This window comes from Sphingosinicella microcystinivorans (assembly GCF_003634215.1).
GTDB lineage: Bacteria > Pseudomonadota > Alphaproteobacteria > Sphingomonadales > Sphingomonadaceae > Sphingosinicella > Sphingosinicella microcystinivorans.
The window spans coordinates 414,455-431,042 of the sequence record NZ_RBWX01000009.1 but is presented as its reverse complement, the minus strand read 5'-3'; the positions used below and the strand labels follow the sequence as shown (position 1 = coordinate 431,042).

Below are 16,588 nucleotides of genomic sequence, written 5' to 3'. Positions count from 1 at the left end.
GATCCTCGCGACGCCGTCTGCCTATCTTGCTTAACGACCTCAATTCACGGTCATTTAGACATCGAAAGGTTGAGAAAGGCTTCCTCGACCCCAGATTTGTTGCGACGCAGCGCACGTTACAAGTAACTGAAGAGTGAGAGTTTCTTGATCTGGGCGAAGCTCTGCTGCGAGGCATCGAGGAGCGTCATCGCGCTTTTGAGCTGGACGATGGCGGCAGCGACGTCGAGGCTTTCAAGATTGCTCTTCGCGGTCGTCATCGTGGTCTCCAGCGTCTTCAAACGGCCGGTTTCCGTTTCCACCTGCGCCATGCGCGAACCAAAGGTCGCGCGCTGATCGGCGAGACGATCGATGCCTGCGGTCGTATCGCGCAGCGCCTTGTCCATGCCGGCGGTGAAGGTGGCGGCATCGGCGCTGGGGTCGTCCAGAAGCGCCTTGAACTCGGTGAGCGAGGCGAGGATCGTCTGGCGTCCGCCGCTTGTTTCGATCGAAAGCATCGAAAGACCGTTCGCACCTGTCGAGACGGCAACGTCAGCGCTGATGGGCACCTTCGGCGCCTCGCCGCTGCCCTGCCAAACGATGGCTCCGGCCGCATCGCGCGCGAAAGGCGCCGTGCCGACGGAGGCGCCCGAAAACAGATAATTGCCGGCCGCATCACGGCTGTTTGAAAGCGACAGCATCTGATCGATGATCTGTCCGAGCTCGGTGCTGATCACCTTTCGGTCGGCGTCGGTCAGCGTGCCGTTCGCGGCCTGCACGGCAAGTTCCTTCGCGCGCACCATCTGGTTCGACATGGCGTCCACGGCGCTGTCTGCAAACGAAAGCTGCGTGGTGATCGCATCCATGTTGCGAATGAATTGCTGGTTGTTGTCGATGCTGCGCTGAAGGTCCGCGACGCGGCTAGACCCAAGCGGATCATCCGAAGGATCGAGGATGCGTTTCCCCGATGCAATCTGCGCCTCAAGCTGTGCGAGGGTCGATTGCAGCGAGCCCATGCGGCTCATCTGCGACTGGAAGGACTGGAATGTGCCGACGCGCATGTTGCGGTTCCTCGGGGATACTTAGCGGATGTCGAGAATGGTCTGGAAAATCTCGCGGGCTGCCGCGATGATCTTCGCAGAGGCTTGATAGGCCTGCTGGAAACGGATGAGATCGGCGGCTTCCTCGTCGAGATTGACGCCGGATGCCGCGTCGCGCGCTTCCAGCGCCTTGTCGCGCACGGCGAGCGTTGCCGACGCGAGTGCTTTCGTATCGTTGAGGTTCGTCGCAACGCGCGTCACCTCGCGCGAGAAGCGGCCCTCGAAGCCCGGATTGCCGAGCCTTGTATCGACCATGCGCAGCATGTTGGCGTTGTCCGCCATGCCTGCCGCCGTCGGTGCGACGACGAAGCTGTCGCCTTCTGCAATGGTGCCTGAAAGCTGCACGTCGAAGCCGTTCACGGGAATCCACGCGCCTGGCACATAGGCGCCGCTCGCAAGCACAGTGGGCGGAACGCCGGTGTCGGCCGTGTCGATGATTTCATAGGTGCTGCCCGCGCCCATGCGAACCGTGAAACTCGTCGGCACCGGTGCGGGGATCGTGGCGGCGGCCGGATTGCTGCGCACGGAGACGGTGCCCGTGCCCTGGTTTCCTGCGGAAATGTCGGCTGCCCACGGCGCTGCCGCTGCAACCTCTGCGCCATTCTCGATGAGAACGCGCATACCCGCGGCGCCCGAAACGCCCTCGATCTGGAACCAGTCGCCGCCTTTTGGCGCACCGCCGAGTTCGAGGTGGATGCCATCGAGATCGAGCGTGCCGCTGCCGGTAACCGTTGCGCTGCCATCGGTCCGCGAAAGTGTCCACTGGCTGGTGCCGCCATCATACCAGAGCTCGTAGCCCCCGGCGAAAACGAGCGATTCGTCAGTCACCTGCATATCGAGCGTCGCTTGCCCGGTATTGGTCCGCGACGGTGTCGCCGCGAGCGAACTGGCAGCGAACAGGTCCCCGCCTCCGACACCGTTTAGATCGACGCCCTGCCGATGTGCGGCATTGACGCTGGTGACGAACTGCTGGGCAAGCGTATCGATCGCCGCCGTGCTGTTGCTGTTCTGCGTGTAGGCATCCGAAAGGCCGGCAAGCACGCCGCTGCCCGGAACCGGAATCGTGCCGCTGTTGCCAAAGGGATCGAGTGTCAGGCGGATCTTGCCGTTCGCCTCTTGGGCGCCGAGAAGCTTCGGGCCCATCTGATCGAGCAGCATGGGCCCGTTCGAATTGTCGAGGCGAACATCGACCGTGCCGTCGGCGCGGGTGGTGACATCGATCTTGGTGAGCGACGACAGTTCGTTCAGCAGACGGTCACGCTCGTCTTCGAGACTTGCGGAGGCGGATGTACCGCCCGCCGTGCGCCGGATGGTGCCGTTCAGGGTTGAAAGCGCGCTGGTGAGATCGTTGATGCGATCGACGGTCTGATCGACATCCTGCTTGATGCCGGCGCGCGTTGCATCGAACGATTGCGCGAGGCCGCGGAACTGCGCGGCGACTTCGCCTGCGGCCGACAGGAAGGCATCGCGAGCGGAGAGCGACGTGGGGTCCGTGGCGATGTCCTGCGCGGCATTATAGAACGACGTCAGCCTGCCGGAGAGGCCCTGTGTATCGGTGTTGAGGAACGACTGGATCTCGCTCAGCCAGTATTGCCGCGTTTGGGCACGGGCATAATCGCCCGAGGCGGTGCGTGCATCGCCTGTGAGGAAGGCATCATAGGCGCGTGCGACACCGCTGACGTTGACGCCGCTTCCTGCAGCGGTCTGCCGGACCAGCGGGAAGCCGCCGCCGGCCGAAGGGTTCTCCGTAACGACGGCGTTGCGCCGCGCGTAGCCGGGCACGTTCGCGTTGGCGATGTTCTCGCCCACGATATCGAGCGCAGTCTGATAGGCGCGGACGCCGGATGCGCCGAGGCTGAGGAGATCGCTCATTTCGCTTCGCCTTCATTGGTCGCCGGCGCAGACTTTTCCTGGCCGCGCGCGAGAAAGTCCTTCAGCGCTTCGGCGATGCCCAGGGGGCTGTGCTTCGCGAGGGTTCCCGCAAGTTCGCGGTCCTGCATTTCGCGGAACGTCTTAAGCGCATCGCTCTGGAAAAGACCGCCATCGGGCACGGCCTGCCGCGCCTGCTTCAGCATCAGGTTCACGAACACGGCCTCGAACTGCTGCGCGGCCTTGTCCATGTTGGCATCGGTGTTCTTGCGGCTGCTGTCTACAGCCGCGGTTCCGCCGTTCTGAAGGCCGCTGATCGTCGTCATATCACAATGAGCTCCGCCTTGAGCGCGCCTGCCTGCTTCAAGGCCTCCAGGATGGCGACGAGGTCTGACGGGGTGGCGCCGAGCGCGTTCACCGAGTTCACGATGTCGTCGAGTGCGACGCCCGGATTGAACAGGAACATGTGCGCGCCGCCCTGTTCGACCTCGATGCCGCTGTCGGGCGTAACCGCCGTCTGACCGCGCGAGAAGGGGCCGGGCTGACTCACCTGCGGGTTCTCCGTCACCTTCACGACCATGCTGCCATGGCTGACGGCGGCGGGCGAGACGCGGACGTTTGCGCCGATCACCACCGTGCCGGTGCGTGAATTTACGACCACGCGCGCGGCAGGGGCGGCGGGTTGGACTTCGATGTTCTCGATGATCGAGACGAGGCTGATGCGCTGGTCCGCCTGCATCGGCGCGGTGACCTCAATGGAGACCGCATCGATGGGCGAGGCGGTGCCGCCGCCGAGCGTTTTGTTGATGGCGTCGGCAACGCGCTGCGTCGTCGTGAAATCCGCTTCGCGGAGATTGAGCACCAGGCTCGGCGACGTGGCGAACGGCGTGTCGACCATGCGTTCGACCGAAGCGCCCTGCGGGATACGACCGGTGGAGGGGACGTTGACCGTCACCTTCGATCCGTCCTGACCCTCAACGCCGAGGCCGCCGACGGCAAGGCTACCTTGCGACATCGCATAGACCTCGCCGTCCGCACCGACGAGCGGCGTGAGCAGTAGATTGCCGCCGCGAAGCGACTTCGCCTTGCCGATCGCCGAGACGGTCACGTCGATCTTCTGGCCAGGCTTGGCGAAGGGCGGCAGATCCGCCGTCACCATCACGGCGGCGGCGTTCTTGAGGCTGGCCTTCACCCCCGGCGGGATGACGACCCCGAAGCGCGCGATGGCGCTGCGCATACTCTGGATCGTGTATTCGAGATTGTCGTCGCCCGTGCCGTTGAGGCCGACGACGATGCCGTAGCCGACGAGCTGGTTCGAACGGATGCCGGCGAAATCGCCGAGATCCTTGACGCGCTCCGCCGACGCCGGAGCGGCGAACCCGCAGGCGAGAACGAGAGCGATGAGGAAGCGGCGAAGGCGCATGGCGAGTCCTTTGGACCTAGAAGGGTGTAATTGCGGTGAAGAAGCGCTGCAGCCATCCCATGCGGGTCTGCTGTGCGAGTTCGCCGGTGCCGGAATAGGCAATGCGTGCGTCGGCGACGCGGGTGGAGGCGACGCGGTTCTCCGGCGTCACGTCCTGCGGGCGCACGATGCCGGAGATCTGCAGATACTCCTCGCCGCGATTGAGCTTGATGAGCTTCTGCCCGCGCACGAGCATCGTGCCGTTCGTATAGACCTGCGCGACCGTGACGGTCATCTCGCCGGTCAGCTGGTTCGACTGCGCGGCCGATCCTTGACCTGCAAAGTTCTGACCGCTGCCGCCCGAAAGCAGCCCGTCCGGCACCCACGAGAAGGGCTTTGCGTCAGGGAGCGTGAGCGACATATCACTCTTGCGGGAGCTGGCGCTCGAGACCGATTTCGCGGCCTGCGTCTTCTCGACCAGCACGATCGTCAGAACATCGCCGACGCGGCGGGCGCGGTTGTCTTCGACAAGGCTCGCGAAGCGGCCGGCCTGGTAGATGGCGCCCGTTGCTTGCACGGGTGCGGTGGGGATCGGGGCGTGCGAAGGTGCGAATTCCGCCATCGGCCGCTCGTAAGGCGCCGCGCATGCGGCGGTTGCGGCGAGCAGCGAGAGTGCGGCGGCCTTAAAGGTTCTGCGTGACATATTGCATCATCCCGTCGACCGTGGAGATCACCTTGGAGTTCACCTCGTAGGCGCGCTGCGTCTCGATCATGTTGACCATTTCCTCGACCATGTTGACGTTCGAGGTTTCGAGCATGTTCTGATTGATCTCGCCGAGGCCATCGACGCCGGGCGTGCCGACGATCGGCGCGCCGCTCGCTGCGGTTTCGGCGAACAGATTGTCGCCGAGCGGCTGCAGACCTGCAGGGTTCAGGAAGTTCGCAACCTGGATCTGGCCGATCTGGCTCGGCGCGGTATCGCCGGCATTGACGATGCTGACCGTGCCGTCCTTGCCGATGGTGAGCGAGCGTGCGCCTTCCGGGATCGTGATGTCGGGCTGAAGCGGGTAGCCATCGTTGGTGACGAGCAGACCCTCCGCGCTGACCGTGAAGGAGCCATCGCGCGTGTAGGTGATGGTGCCGTCGGGCTTCAGGACCTGGAAATAGCCCGAGCCGTTGATCGCCATGTCGGTGGGATTGTCGGTCGACTGCATCGAGCCTTGCGTATTGATGCGCTCGGTGCCGACGATGCGGACGCCGGTACCGACATTGAGACCGGTCGCGTACTGCGTCGATTGCTCGCTGTTCGCGCCCGCCTGACGATAATTCTGATACATCAGGCTCTGGAATTCAGCGCGGTCGCGCTTGAACCCAGTGGTGTTCACGTTGGCGAGGTTGTTGGAGATGACCCGCATGCGCATATCCTGCGCATCAAGACCGCTCCGTGCCGTATGCAGTGCCGAACTCATCGCCGGACTCCTTCTTCGCTATTCAAGACGAAGCAGCGCCGTGCTGCTCATATCCATGTCGCGGACGCTCGATACGAGCTGCACCTGCACCTCGTAGGCGCGCGCCTGCTCGATCAGCGTGACCATCGACCCCATCATGTTGACGTTCGATCCTTCAAGGCCGCCGGTCTGGAGACGCGCGGTCTCGTCCTGCGCGAGCTGCCCGCCGCCCGCAGCGCGCATCAGATTGTCGAGACCTTTTTCAAGCTCGTCCGGCTGCGGGGTCACCAGCTTGATGCGGCCCACTTCGCTCATCTCGTTGAGCTGCCCGCCCTGCGGACGGATGCTCACCGTGCCGTCGGCACCGATCTCCACAGTGTTGGAAGGCGGTATCGTGATCGGCCCGCCCTGTCCCATGACGACAAGGCCGTCGCCGGTTTCGAGGATGCCGGTGGGGCTGATCCGAAGATCGCCCCGCCGGGTGTAGACCTCGGCGCCGTCCGGCGCCTGAACCGCCATCATCGATTCGCCCAGCATAGCCACGTCGAGCGCACGGCCGGTCTGGTTGACCGTGCCGGGCGCATTGTCGGCTTCGAGCGTGCCTTCGGCCGCCTGGATGCGGCTGGCGAAGCTCTGCCCGCCGACCAGATGACGGCTCTGCGCGGCGCTGACGTCGCGCTTGAAACCGATCGTGCTCGCGTTGGCGATGTTGTGCGCCGTCACGTCCTGCGCAGCCATGGCGCTGCGCAGGCCGGAGAGAGCGGTGTAGACGAGACGGTCCATCAGCGGTTCCGGTCAGCTCAAATCCGCTTAGCTGCGGATGTTGATGATGGCGCTTGTCATCGCGCTATCGGTTTCGATCGCTTTCGCGTTCGCCTGAAAGTTGCGCTGCGCGGTGATCAGGTTGACGAGTTCCTCGGTGATGTCGACGTTCGCCATTTCGAGCGCACCCGAACGGATCGTGCCGACGCCGCTGGAACCGGCCTCGCCGAGGATCGGTTCGCCGGAAATTCCCGTTGACGTGTAGTGCGCGTCGCCCGTCTGCTTGAGGCCGTTGGCATTGGCGAAGGTCGCGACGGCGATCTTGCCGAGCGCCTGCGTCTGGCCGTTGGTGAAGCTGGCGCGTACGACACCGTTGTTGTCGACGGTGACGCTGTCGAGACGACCCGACGGGAAGCCGTCCTGCGTCAGCGAGACGATCGAGAACGGATCCGAATACTGGGTTGTCGAGGTGCCGTGATCGAGCGAGACCAGCAGAGGGTCGCCGCCGGGGATCGCGAGCGGATCGAAGCCCACGCCCGTCGTGGGCGAGATGAGCTGGCCGAAATTGTCGAAGCTCATCTGCATCGGCGAAGGCCCGGAAGACGGTGTCAGTTCCGTACCGTCGACGACGACATGGACGTTCCAGTCGTTCGTCGTCGAAGACGAGTTCGAGCTCGACGTGCGGACGTAATAGATCTCCGCAGCCATCGGGTTGCCGAGCGAGTCGTACACGGTTGTGGACGTCGAGCGGTTGTAGGTGGTGGGATTGTCGGGATTGAATGCGTAGGGATTCGTCGGCGTATAGATCGGGTTGTTCGGGATCACCTCAGCATCTGATGGCAGGTTGAGCGCAAGGTTGATGCTGGTCGTCGCGCGCGGCTGACCCGAGGTCAGCGGCAGACGCAGCGCGCGCGTATCATTGATGCTCGTGGAGATCACGGTGCCGGAATCGTTCACCGGATAGACCTGTAGCGCCTGGCCGCCGCTATCGACGACGAAACGCTCGTTGTTCACGCTGAACGACCCGTTGCGGGTGAACTGCATGTCGGTGGTGCCCGACGTCGACTTCACCATGAAGAAGCCTTCGCCCATAAGCGCGACGTCCATCACGTTGAGGCTCGACTGGATCGCGCCCTGCGTGAACTGCTGCTTGATGGTTTTGAGCGCGGTGCCCGAACCGGCGACGCGGCCGGCGCTCTGCAGCGCCGAGCTCGAAATGATGTCGCCGAACTCAGCGCGCGAGCGCTTGAAGCCGACGGTGCCAACGTTCGCGATGTTGTTCGAGGTCGTCGAAAGGTCGGTCTGCGCGGCGTTGAGGCCGGTGAGCGAGGTGTACATTGCCATGGGTAGAATCTCCTCTGGAAACGGTGAGAACTAGCTGCTGATCTTCTGAACCTTGTCGAAGGTGACGGAGCCGATGCCGAGTAGATCGAGCGTCATCGGTGAATTCGGGGTTGCGGTGCTGACGGACTGGACGAGCGCGTAGACCGAGGTGGCGAGCGCCTCGCGCTTGCCGCCCACATTCGCCGTTGCCTCGATGGAGACGGGTCCCGGTTCCACGGCTGCGCCCGCGTCGTTCTTGCCGTCCCACGCGAATTCGTGAACGCCGTCCTCGACCGCGCCGAGCTTGATCGTGCGGATCGTCGCGCCCGTGGAATCCTTGATCGCGAGTGTCGTATCAGTTGCGCCTTCGGGAATGGCGATGGCGCCGTACACGGCGCCGGTGCCGTCCGGCACGGCCTTGGTGCCTGACGTCAGCACATATTTGCCGACCAGGCCGGTGGCGGTAGAAAGCTGATTGTTGTTCAGCGAGTCGAGAATGCTGCCGAGCTTGGTATTCATTTCCGTAATGCCCGACAGCGACGAGAACTGCGCCATCTGCGCGACGAACGCCTCGTTCTCGACCGGCTTCAGAGGATCCTGGTTCTTCAGCTGCGTTGTCAGCAGCTTCAGGAAGTCGCTCTGGTCGAGCTGGGTCTTTTGCGTAACGGTGTTGCTTGAATCGTAGCTCTTAATGCCAAGCGCATTCAGATCAAGACCGTTGCTGGTGCTGGTCATGCCTGCCTCACTGTCCGAGTTTCAGGGTGTTGAGCATCAGCGACTTCGCGGTCTGTATGACCTCGACGTTATTCTGATACTGTCGGGAGGCTTCGAGCAGCTCGACCATTTCCTGGGTCTGGTCGACCGCGGCCTCGTAGATATACCCGTCCTTGTCGGCCATCGGATGGCCGGGATCGTAGCGCTTCACCGGCGTACCGCCGGCGGTTACGACATCCACGACATCGACCGTCGCCACAGCCCCGCCGTTCGCCTGGTCGAAATAGGTCTCGAAGATCGGCTTGCGCGCCTTGTAGGCTTCCGCTTCGCTGCGCGCGACCGACCCGGCGTTCGCAAGGTTGCTCGCCGTGGTGTTGAGCCGCACGAGCTGCGCCGACATGGCGCGGCCCGAAATGTCGAAGATCGAAAGCCCGGCCATCGTCATTCGCCCTTCAGCGCACGCGAGAGCGTGTTGATGCGTCCGTTCAGAAACGCGAGCGTCGTCTGGTACTGAACGGCGTTCTCACCGAAGCGCGTCTGCTCGGTGGAAAGCTCGACCGTGTTGCCGTCGAGCGAAGCCTGGTTCGGGATGCGGTAAAGCGCGCCGCCGGCAGCGCCGGGTCCGCCCATGCCGATGTGATTGCCCGCGGTAACGCTGAGCGCACCGCCGCCGCTCTCCGCCGCCTTCAGCTGCGCTGCGAAATCGATGTCGCGCGCCTTGTAGCCTGGGGTGGCCGCATTGGCGATGTTCGAGGCGAGCAGTTCGAGGCGCTTCGAACGCAATTCGAGCGCCTGTGCGTGCACACCAAAATAATTGTCGAGTACGTCCATTGCGGTACGTCCTGATGGTTTTGTCCGCTCTCGCTCCAGCAAGTGGCGTGCCAGATCGATAAAGTTATGATTTTAATGAATATATTTTCAGTTCGCGGGCGCGTTGTCGGGCCTTTGACGGCCTTCCGTCGGTTTCCCGACGCGTTTTCCGCGCGCACTTAATCTTAACCGGAAGTGGTCGTTATTCCTGACATGAGACTCATGACGCCCCGGACCGCGTTTGCGGTGCTCGCCCTGTTTGCCCTGCCGGCTCACGCGCAGGAAGCAGCGCCCGCCGTGCTGACCGGCGTCGGTTTCGCCCCGATCTCATCGCAGCCAGCGCGAACGGATGAGGAGCGCCGCCTGCTGGCGATCCGCGCCTCGCATCTCGCTGCGCTGCGGAACCTTGCTGAACAAGTCTACGGCGTGAAGCTGCAATCGCAGTCCTCCGCGTCCAATACGTCGCTGCAATCGGATTCGATCCGTGCCACGGTCAGTGGCACCGTATCCGGCGCTCGGATCGTCAAGATCACGCCCAAGGGCGACGATACCTATGAAACCGTCGTCGAAATGCGGCGACCGGCTGGCGGGGCCGATTGATGCGCCGTGGGGCCGCTCTTCTTGCCGTAGCCACCATTCTTGCGGCCTTTCCGGCGGCTGCGGACATGCACGTAGACGTGGAAGGCGCCGCACCACTTGGCACGGACGCGGCCCGCGCGCGCCGCGCGGCGATCGGCGATGCGCTTCGGCAGGCGGTGGCGGCGGGCGGCATGGATGTCGAAGCGCGGACGATCATCGACCGCAATATCGTGCGATCTGATACGCTCTGGGCGACCGCCCGTGCGAAAGTGACCGCGTTCGAAGTGACCGACGAATGGCGCGAGGCTGGCCTGCTGCGGGTTGCGGTATCCGCAACGCTTGCGCCGCTCGATGCCGGCAAGTGTGACGCGTCGGTACGCCCCACGATGCGCGTGGGCGCGATCCGGGTCGATATCGACCCGGCGATTGATCCCGCGATAGCGGAGCCGGTGCGTGCCGATGCCGAGCGCACGTTCCGAGACGCCTATGGGGAGCCGGCCGCGCTGCCGCTTGCCGCCGCGCGGCGGTCTTCGGAGCGCTACGCGGCGCTCGCCCACGGTGGCGCGCCTGACTACGGCCTGTTCGTGCAGCCGTTCGTCGAGATGCGTATGCGCCGGGTTGAAGGTGCAGGGCTGATCATGGGCAAGCGCGCCGAAGCCGTGCTTGGCGTGGAGGTTTATGATTCCGTGCGCGGCACGCTCCTCGGGCGGATGACGCGGGACAGCGACTGGACGCTTTCAGCGCGCACTTGGGAATATGTTCCCGCCGACTACCGCCCTTCACGCCGCGCCGTTGCGCCGGATTTTGGCGGTAAACTCGCGGATCTCGTGGAGGATGCGGGGGCGTTCGCGCGCTGCCGTCCGCTTGAAGTGGCCGTGAACGGCGCTTCGGGGGACGAATTGATGATTTCGGCGGCGGGCGGCGACCTCGTCGTTGGCGATCTCCTTGGGCTGGGCGACGCGCGCGTCGCGGCAGGGGGCGGGCCGGGATGGACCTTTGCCGAGGTGACCTCGGTCTCGGGCAACGCCGTGCGTGCGCGGGTGCTCGGCGATGGTGTCCCCCCAGGAACACGGACAGCCTTGCGCCTCCGTTGATTGCCGTACCTTGGCATGGACATTGCTTTGAAATGTGTCATGCAAGGCTGGATGAACAGAACGACGGTTTCCCGACGCATGTTGGCATTGGCGGCAATGTTTGCCGTCGGGGTGCCTGCGGCCGTGGCGCAACCCGTGATTTTCGAAAACCTTGATCGTCTTGAAGCGCGGATTGGCGACTTCGCCGGTCCGAACCGTGCGCCGCGTGTCGACCGCCGCCTTAAGCTCGGCGCCTGTGCCATCCGTCCGGAGCTGATCTGGTACGGCACGGGACAGACGACGGTCCTCGTGCGTTGCGGCGGACCCGATGGGTGGCAGATTTACGTTCCCATCGACATGAAACCCGCGGGGCAGGGGGCTGTGCAGGGCGGAGGCGGCGCCGTCGTCGTTGTTCGCCCGGTGCCGCGCGGCGGAACGATCACGGCGGGAGATGTCGATTTCCGGTCTGATACCTATGTGCCAGGCGGCGTTACCGCGGTCGACCAGGTGGTCGGCAAGGTGGTTATTCGCGCGCTTAATCCCGGCGAGGCTGTGCGTGCCAACATGCTGATCGCGGCAAACGCCGTGAAGCGGGGCGACCCCGTACAGATCAAGAGCGGCGGGACGGGGATCGAGGTCGCGGTCGAAGGCGTTGCCGAGCAGGACGCGCCCGTGGGCGGCCGCGTGCGCGTCCGCAACGTCGCATCCGGCACCCGGATGCAGGCGATTGTGATCTCTCCAGGAATTGTTGCGCTTCCGGGCTATAAAAATCCGGAAGACGGTCGTGAATGAATTTATAATGGGCTTTTGCGCCGCTCCGGCGATGATGAGGCGATAGGATGGTAAACGGAATTTCTGGCCGCCCGGCAGGGCTGAACGGAGCCTCGGTGCTTCTGGACCCCGCTGCCGCGAAGGCGGCAGGAGCCAGGAAGACCGCTGCGGCCGAAGCCACGCCGACGCCCCCACGCGCCGAGCTTTCCGAGCTTGCCACGGCGGCGCGCGATGCCACCACAGCGCCCATCGATGCGACCCGCGTCGCCGAGCTTCGCGCTGCGATCGCTAGTGGCAGCTACAAGGTTGATCCCGAACAGATCGCCCGCAAGATGGTCGATCTCGATCTCGGCTGGACCGCCGAATGATGGATGCCCCTGCCTACCGGCAGACGCTCAAAACCCTGAACGAGACGCTGCGTGCAGAAATCGCGGCGCTGGAAAGCGGGGACATCAGCGTCCTCGAATCCTCGACACCCGCGAAGCTCGCCGCGATTTCGGCGCTCCAGCTTTCGCCGATCGTGGAAAGCGATGCCGAAACCGATGCGCTGATCCGCGAAGGCGCGGAGCTTTGCGAGCAGGCCGCGCTGCGCGTGAATCTGCTGCTTGCGGGCGTCGAGCGGCGCCTCGCCGTCCTCTCTCGCGCTGCCGGACACGCACCCGAAGTTCGCTATGGCCGCAATGGCCGCATGGACGGCGGCTACCGCACGCTGGATCTCGACTGCGCCTGAAGGCGCTGATTTTCTAACACTGGCACGGCCCTTGCTTTGTCTCCGGCGAAGGAGACGAAGCCGTCATGAATCCGACGCCCCTTTCTACGATCGCTGGAGGCGCTGACCGCGTCCGCACGGCGATTGCCGAAGCGAGCCGGCGTACCGGTGTCGATTTCGATTATCTCTACAATCAGGCGAAGGTCGAAAGCGGCCTCCGGCCCGATGCAAAGGCGCGCACCAGCAGCGCGACGGGTCTCTATCAGTTCATCGACCAGAGCTGGCTCGGCGCGCTGAAGCGCCACGGCGCTGAGCATGGGCTGGGTTGGGCCGCGAATGCCATCAAGGCCGATGCGCGCGGACGGCTTGCTGTTACCAACCCCGGTCTGCGCACCGCGATCATGAATCTCCGCAATGAGCCCGAAGCTTCGGCACTGATGGCGGCGGAAACGGCGCGCGAAAATCAGAATGCCATCGAAGGTGCGACGGGGCGGACAGCGAATGCCACCGACCTTTACATGGGCCATTTCCTCGGGCCGCGCGGCGCTTCGAAATTCCTCGGTGCCATGGCGGCCAATCCCGATCAGCGCGCCGACCAGGTGATGCCCGCCGCCGCGGCTGCGAACCGTGCCGTGTTCTACGCATCGAACGGTACGCCGCGCTCGCTTTCGGAAGTCTATGAACGCTTCGCCGCCAAGATGGGGAACGATGCGCCGGACCAGGCGCTCGCCGCACGCGCGCCTGCCATGTCCGCCGAACCGCCGCTGCCGATGAGCCTCGCGCTCGCGCTCGCCGGTGAGGACGCCGCCGCGCTCGACGGCCTGCTTACCACAACGAAACCGGAAGCCGCCCGGCTTGCCTATCTCACGCTTGCCAGCCTCGGCTGAGCGCTTTCACACGGAGTTTGAAGCCTTGAAGACCAGCGCCCGGAGCCGTTCGTGACTGCCGCTACGCTCCAGATGAATCGCTCGATCTGGGCCGGCGCAGGCCGCGCGGCCGTTCTGCCGATCGGCATCCTGCTGCTTGTCGTGCTGATGGTGGTGCCGATCCCGCCGTTCATGCTCGACACCTTCTTCATCTTCAACATCATGATCTCGCTCGCGGTGCTCATGGTGGCGCTGAATACGCAGAAGCCGCTCGATTTCTCGTCGTTTCCCACCGTGCTCCTGTTCGCGACGCTGCTCCGGCTCGCGCTCAACGTTGCCTCCACGCGCGTCGTGCTGGTGAACGGACACCAGGGGCCCGACGCCGCCGGTCACGTTATCGAGGCGTTCGGCAAGTTCCTTATCGGCGGCGATTACATCGTCGGTATTTTTGTTTTCGCGATCCTCATGATCATCAACCTCGTGGTGATCACCAAGGGCGCGGGCCGCGTTTCGGAAGTGTCCGCGCGCTTCACGCTCGATGCGTTGCCCGGCAAGCAGATGGCGATCGACGCCGATCTCAACGCCGGCCTGCTGACGCCAGACGAAGCCAAGGCGCGGCGTCAGGAAGTCGCGACAGAGGCGGATTTCTACGGCTCGATGGACGGTGCATCGAAGTTCGTGAAGGGCGACGCGGTCGCCGGTATCCTCATTCTCTTCGTCAACATCATCGGTGGCCTCATCCTCGGCACCGTGCAACATGATCTTACGCTGGCGCAGGCAGGCTCGAACTACGTGCTGCTCGCGATCGGCGACGGCCTTGTGGCACAGATTCCGGCGCTGCTGCTTTCGATTGCCGCGGCGATCATCGTCACGCGCGTGTCCTCGCCGCTCGATCTCACTGGGCAGGTCTCGAGCCAGTTCGGCTCGGCAGGCGCATGGACGCCGGTCGCGGTGATCCTTGGGCTGCTCGGCGTTGTGCCGGGGATGCCGCACATCCTCATCCTGACCGCCGCCGCGATTGCGGCAACTGTCGCGTGGCGCCTGAAGCGGGCGAAGGCCATGGCTGACGCTGCCCCGGTCGTCGAGGCGCCCGTTGCCGATCCGACCGCGGAATCGCAGATCAGCTGGGAAGACGTTACCGACAACGTCCAGATCAGTGTTGAGATCGGCTACGGCCTCATCGGCCTTGTCGACGAAAAGCTCGGTGCGCCGCTGATGGGCCGCCTCACCGGCATCCGGCGTCAGCTTTCGCGCGAGCTCGGCTTCGTGATCCCGATGATCCGCGTACGCGACAACATGGCGCTGCCGCCCCATGCCTACCGCGTGCTCGTCTCGGGCGTCGTTTACGGCGAGGACGAGGTGGCGCCGCAGGAGCTGCTCGCACTCGATTCCGGTCTCGTCCACGCGTCGGTTTCCGGACGTGCCGTCAAGGATCCGACGTTCGGGCTGGATGCGCTGTGGATCCAGCCGGAAGAAAAAGATCAGGCCATCGCGAACGGCTACACCGTCGTCGATCCGTCCACGGTGATGGCAACGCACGTCAACCAGATCCTCAGCGGCCAGTCGCGTCAGCTTCTGGGGCAGGACGAAGTGCAGAAGCTGCTCGACACTTTGCAGACCGCTGCACCGCAACTGGTGGGCGGCGTCACCAAGTCGCTCTCGCTCCAGACCATCACGAACGTCTTGCAGACACTGCTCGACGAGGCTGTGCCGATCCGCGATTTCCGGCGGATTATCGAGGCTCTGTCGGGCGTCGCGCATCGTACGCAGGATGCCGGCGAACTCACCGAGCTGGTGCGCCCGGCGCTCGGCGGGCTCATTGTCCAGAAGCTCTGCGGCATCCGCGAGCAACTGAAGATCATCACGCTCGACGGCGAGCTGGAGCAACTTCTCGTCGCCTCCGTGCGCGCCGATCCCACGGGTGCCTATCCGCTCGATCCGGCACTCTCGCAGCGCATCCTTACCGCGCTCGGCGAAGCGGCGCGGCCGCTGCTGTCGGATGGCACGACATTTGCAGTTGTCACGACGCCGCTCGTGCGCAGGCCGCTGTTCCAGCTCCTGCGCCAGCATCTGCCGGATGTGACGGTGCTGTCCTTCTACGAGATTCCGGACAGTCGTCAGGTTCAGGTGGTGGCCGTCGTCGGCCGCGGCAACGAACACTAGGGGAGTTGAGTTCGCGTTATGCAGACCACGACCATCGTAGCGCCGAGCAGCCGCATCGCGCTTGAACGCGTCGCCGAAATGTTCGGTCCCGACGCCGTCGTTTACGAAACCCGTACCACGCGCCACGGTGTCGAGGTTGTGGCGGGGGGTATCGAACGGCCCGCGCCGCGCCGCGCGCCTGAAATCGCGAGACCCCCCGTCTCCCCGTCCACGCCTCAGCCGAAGGGCAAGGATCCGATGGTGCGCTTCATTGCGCAGTCGCGTGCGGTGGGCATCGATCCCGAATTCCTCACCGGCGAAATGGCTGCGGCTGGAGCCGACCTTGCCGATGCCTGGTCGCGCTTCCTGATCCGCGTCGAGCGCGAAGTGAAGATCGCGCCGCCGCCGCACACCGATCTCGCGCACGTCTGCGTGGTGGGGGACAGCGGCAGCGCAAAGACGACGACGCTTGCACAGCTCGCCGCGATGGCGCGCGCGGCGCGGCCCGGCGAACGCGTGACGCTCCTGTCCGGGGATCGCCGCCCGGGCGCGCGCGAACAGCTTCGCGTCATTGCTGCCATTCTGAAAATTCCGGTCGCCGATCCCGCACGCGGCGAGAGCCTTGCCGACGCGGCGCGGCGTCTTTCGCGCAAGGAGCGCCTGTTCATCGACATGCCGAGCGATCCGCGCCTCGCCGCCTGCGAGGTGGAGGAACTGCGCGGCGCGCTTGAACGCGCGGGCACGCTCAGCGTGCTCTGCACGATGCCGCTCAGCGGCCAGCTCGCACGGCATCGCCAGATCGCGGACATGTTTTCTCAAGGTTTCGATGCCTATGTTCTCACCCATGCGGGTGAAACCCTGCCGCCGGGGGCGGTGCTGACAATGCTGCTTTCAAGCGGAGTGCCACTTGCGGGGATCGGGCGTTCGGCCGATTTCGGAAGTGGCTACGACGTTGCGCGGGCAACCGGCCTGTGCCGGATGGTCGCCGCGGCACTCTCCACCGGCGCGACGGCGACGTTGCAATGATCGCTGCTCTCAAGCGTA

Annotated in this window: 19 protein-coding genes; 8 read left to right on the top strand and 11 right to left on the bottom strand. The window is 64.5% G+C overall.

The window, feature by feature from the left end; genetic code table 11:
• Positions 1-116: 116 nt before the first annotated feature.
• Genes flgL through flgB form a run of 11 tightly spaced genes read right to left on the bottom strand, consistent with a single transcriptional unit; the run spans position 117 to position 9,425 of the window.
• A complete protein-coding gene (gene flgL, locus DFR51_RS14445; protein WP_121052374.1) occupies positions 117-1,037 on the bottom strand; it encodes a flagellar hook-associated protein FlgL in 921 nt (306 codons plus the stop codon).
• Between the two features lie 21 nt (positions 1,038-1,058).
• On the bottom strand, positions 1,059-2,948 hold the full coding sequence (gene flgK / locus DFR51_RS14440) for a flagellar hook-associated protein FlgK (RefSeq protein ID WP_121052372.1): 1,890 nt from the start codon (positions 2,946-2,948) through the stop codon (positions 1,059-1,061).
• Positions 2,945-3,271: a rod-binding protein gene (locus DFR51_RS14435; protein WP_121052370.1), complete on the bottom strand. Its 327-nt coding sequence runs from the start codon at positions 3,269-3,271 to the stop codon at positions 2,945-2,947. Before DFR51_RS14435 ends, flgK begins: the two co-directional genes overlap by 4 nt.
• Positions 3,268-4,368, bottom strand: a complete 1,101-nt coding sequence (locus DFR51_RS14430; RefSeq protein WP_121052368.1) for a flagellar basal body P-ring protein FlgI — start codon at positions 4,366-4,368, stop codon at positions 3,268-3,270. The genes DFR51_RS14435 and DFR51_RS14430 overlap by 4 nt, the downstream gene beginning before the upstream one ends.
• Positions 4,369-4,384: 16 nt before the next feature.
• Positions 4,385-5,050 (bottom strand): flagellar basal body L-ring protein FlgH, encoded by a 666-nt coding sequence (locus DFR51_RS14425; RefSeq protein WP_121052366.1) that lies wholly within the window; start codon positions 5,048-5,050, stop codon positions 4,385-4,387.
• Positions 5,031-5,816 (bottom strand): flagellar basal-body rod protein FlgG, encoded by a 786-nt coding sequence (flgG, locus tag DFR51_RS14420; protein ID WP_121052364.1) that lies wholly within the window; start codon positions 5,814-5,816, stop codon positions 5,031-5,033. Before flgG ends, DFR51_RS14425 begins: the two co-directional genes overlap by 20 nt.
• A gap of 18 nt (positions 5,817-5,834) precedes the next feature.
• On the bottom strand, positions 5,835-6,578 hold the full coding sequence (locus tag DFR51_RS14415; RefSeq protein WP_121052362.1) for a flagellar basal body rod protein FlgF: 744 nt from the start codon (positions 6,576-6,578) through the stop codon (positions 5,835-5,837).
• 27 nt (positions 6,579-6,605) lie between these two features.
• The gene (locus tag DFR51_RS14410; protein WP_121052360.1) at positions 6,606-7,901 is read right to left on the bottom strand and encodes a flagellar hook protein FlgE; all 1,296 of its coding nucleotides are present in this window, start codon (positions 7,899-7,901) and stop codon (positions 6,606-6,608) included.
• 30 nt (positions 7,902-7,931) lie between these two features.
• Positions 7,932-8,615, bottom strand: a complete 684-nt coding sequence (locus tag DFR51_RS14405) for a flagellar hook assembly protein FlgD (RefSeq protein WP_121052358.1) — start codon at positions 8,613-8,615, stop codon at positions 7,932-7,934.
• A gap of 7 nt (positions 8,616-8,622) precedes the next feature.
• Positions 8,623-9,039, bottom strand: a complete 417-nt coding sequence (flgC, locus tag DFR51_RS14400) for a flagellar basal body rod protein FlgC (protein WP_476749579.1) — start codon at positions 9,037-9,039, stop codon at positions 8,623-8,625.
• Positions 9,036-9,425 carry a flagellar basal body rod protein FlgB gene (gene flgB / locus DFR51_RS14395; protein WP_121052354.1) on the bottom strand — a complete coding sequence of 130 codons (390 nt, stop codon included), beginning with the start codon at positions 9,423-9,425 and terminating at the stop codon, positions 9,036-9,038. The genes flgC and flgB overlap by 4 nt, the downstream gene beginning before the upstream one ends.
• A gap of 201 nt (positions 9,426-9,626) precedes the next feature.
• Here flgB and DFR51_RS14390 point away from each other — a divergent pair, with 201 nt between their 5' ends.
• From DFR51_RS14390 to DFR51_RS14355, 8 genes are all read left to right on the top strand, one after another.
• Positions 9,627-10,004, top strand: coding sequence for an LPP20 family lipoprotein (locus DFR51_RS14390; RefSeq protein ID WP_160119298.1), 378 nt, complete (start codon positions 9,627-9,629; stop codon positions 10,002-10,004).
• On the top strand, positions 10,004-11,077 hold the full coding sequence (locus DFR51_RS14385; RefSeq protein ID WP_121052350.1) for a flagellar assembly protein T N-terminal domain-containing protein: 1,074 nt from the start codon (positions 10,004-10,006) through the stop codon (positions 11,075-11,077). The genes DFR51_RS14390 and DFR51_RS14385 overlap by 1 nt, the downstream gene beginning before the upstream one ends.
• A gap of 135 nt (positions 11,078-11,212) precedes the next feature.
• A complete protein-coding gene (gene flgA, locus DFR51_RS14380; protein ID WP_160119297.1) occupies positions 11,213-11,848 on the top strand; it encodes a flagellar basal body P-ring formation chaperone FlgA in 636 nt (211 codons plus the stop codon).
• Between the two features lie 47 nt (positions 11,849-11,895).
• Positions 11,896-12,195: a flagellar biosynthesis anti-sigma factor FlgM gene (flgM, locus tag DFR51_RS14375; protein ID WP_121052346.1), complete on the top strand. Its 300-nt coding sequence runs from the start codon at positions 11,896-11,898 to the stop codon at positions 12,193-12,195.
• Positions 12,192-12,557, top strand: a complete 366-nt coding sequence (locus DFR51_RS14370; RefSeq protein WP_126494997.1) for a hypothetical protein — start codon at positions 12,192-12,194, stop codon at positions 12,555-12,557. Before flgM ends, DFR51_RS14370 begins: the two co-directional genes overlap by 4 nt.
• 65 nt (positions 12,558-12,622) lie before the next feature.
• Positions 12,623-13,423: a lysozyme family protein gene (locus tag DFR51_RS14365; protein WP_121052342.1), complete on the top strand. Its 801-nt coding sequence runs from the start codon at positions 12,623-12,625 to the stop codon at positions 13,421-13,423.
• A gap of 72 nt (positions 13,424-13,495) precedes the next feature.
• Positions 13,496-15,565 carry a flagellar biosynthesis protein FlhA gene (gene flhA, locus DFR51_RS14360; RefSeq protein WP_121052340.1) on the top strand — a complete coding sequence of 690 codons (2,070 nt, stop codon included), beginning with the start codon at positions 13,496-13,498 and terminating at the stop codon, positions 15,563-15,565.
• An 18-nt stretch (positions 15,566-15,583) separates the two neighbouring features.
• Positions 15,584-16,570 carry a hypothetical protein gene (locus DFR51_RS14355; protein WP_121052338.1) on the top strand — a complete coding sequence of 329 codons (987 nt, stop codon included), beginning with the start codon at positions 15,584-15,586 and terminating at the stop codon, positions 16,568-16,570.
• Positions 16,571-16,588: the final 18 nt, after the last annotated feature.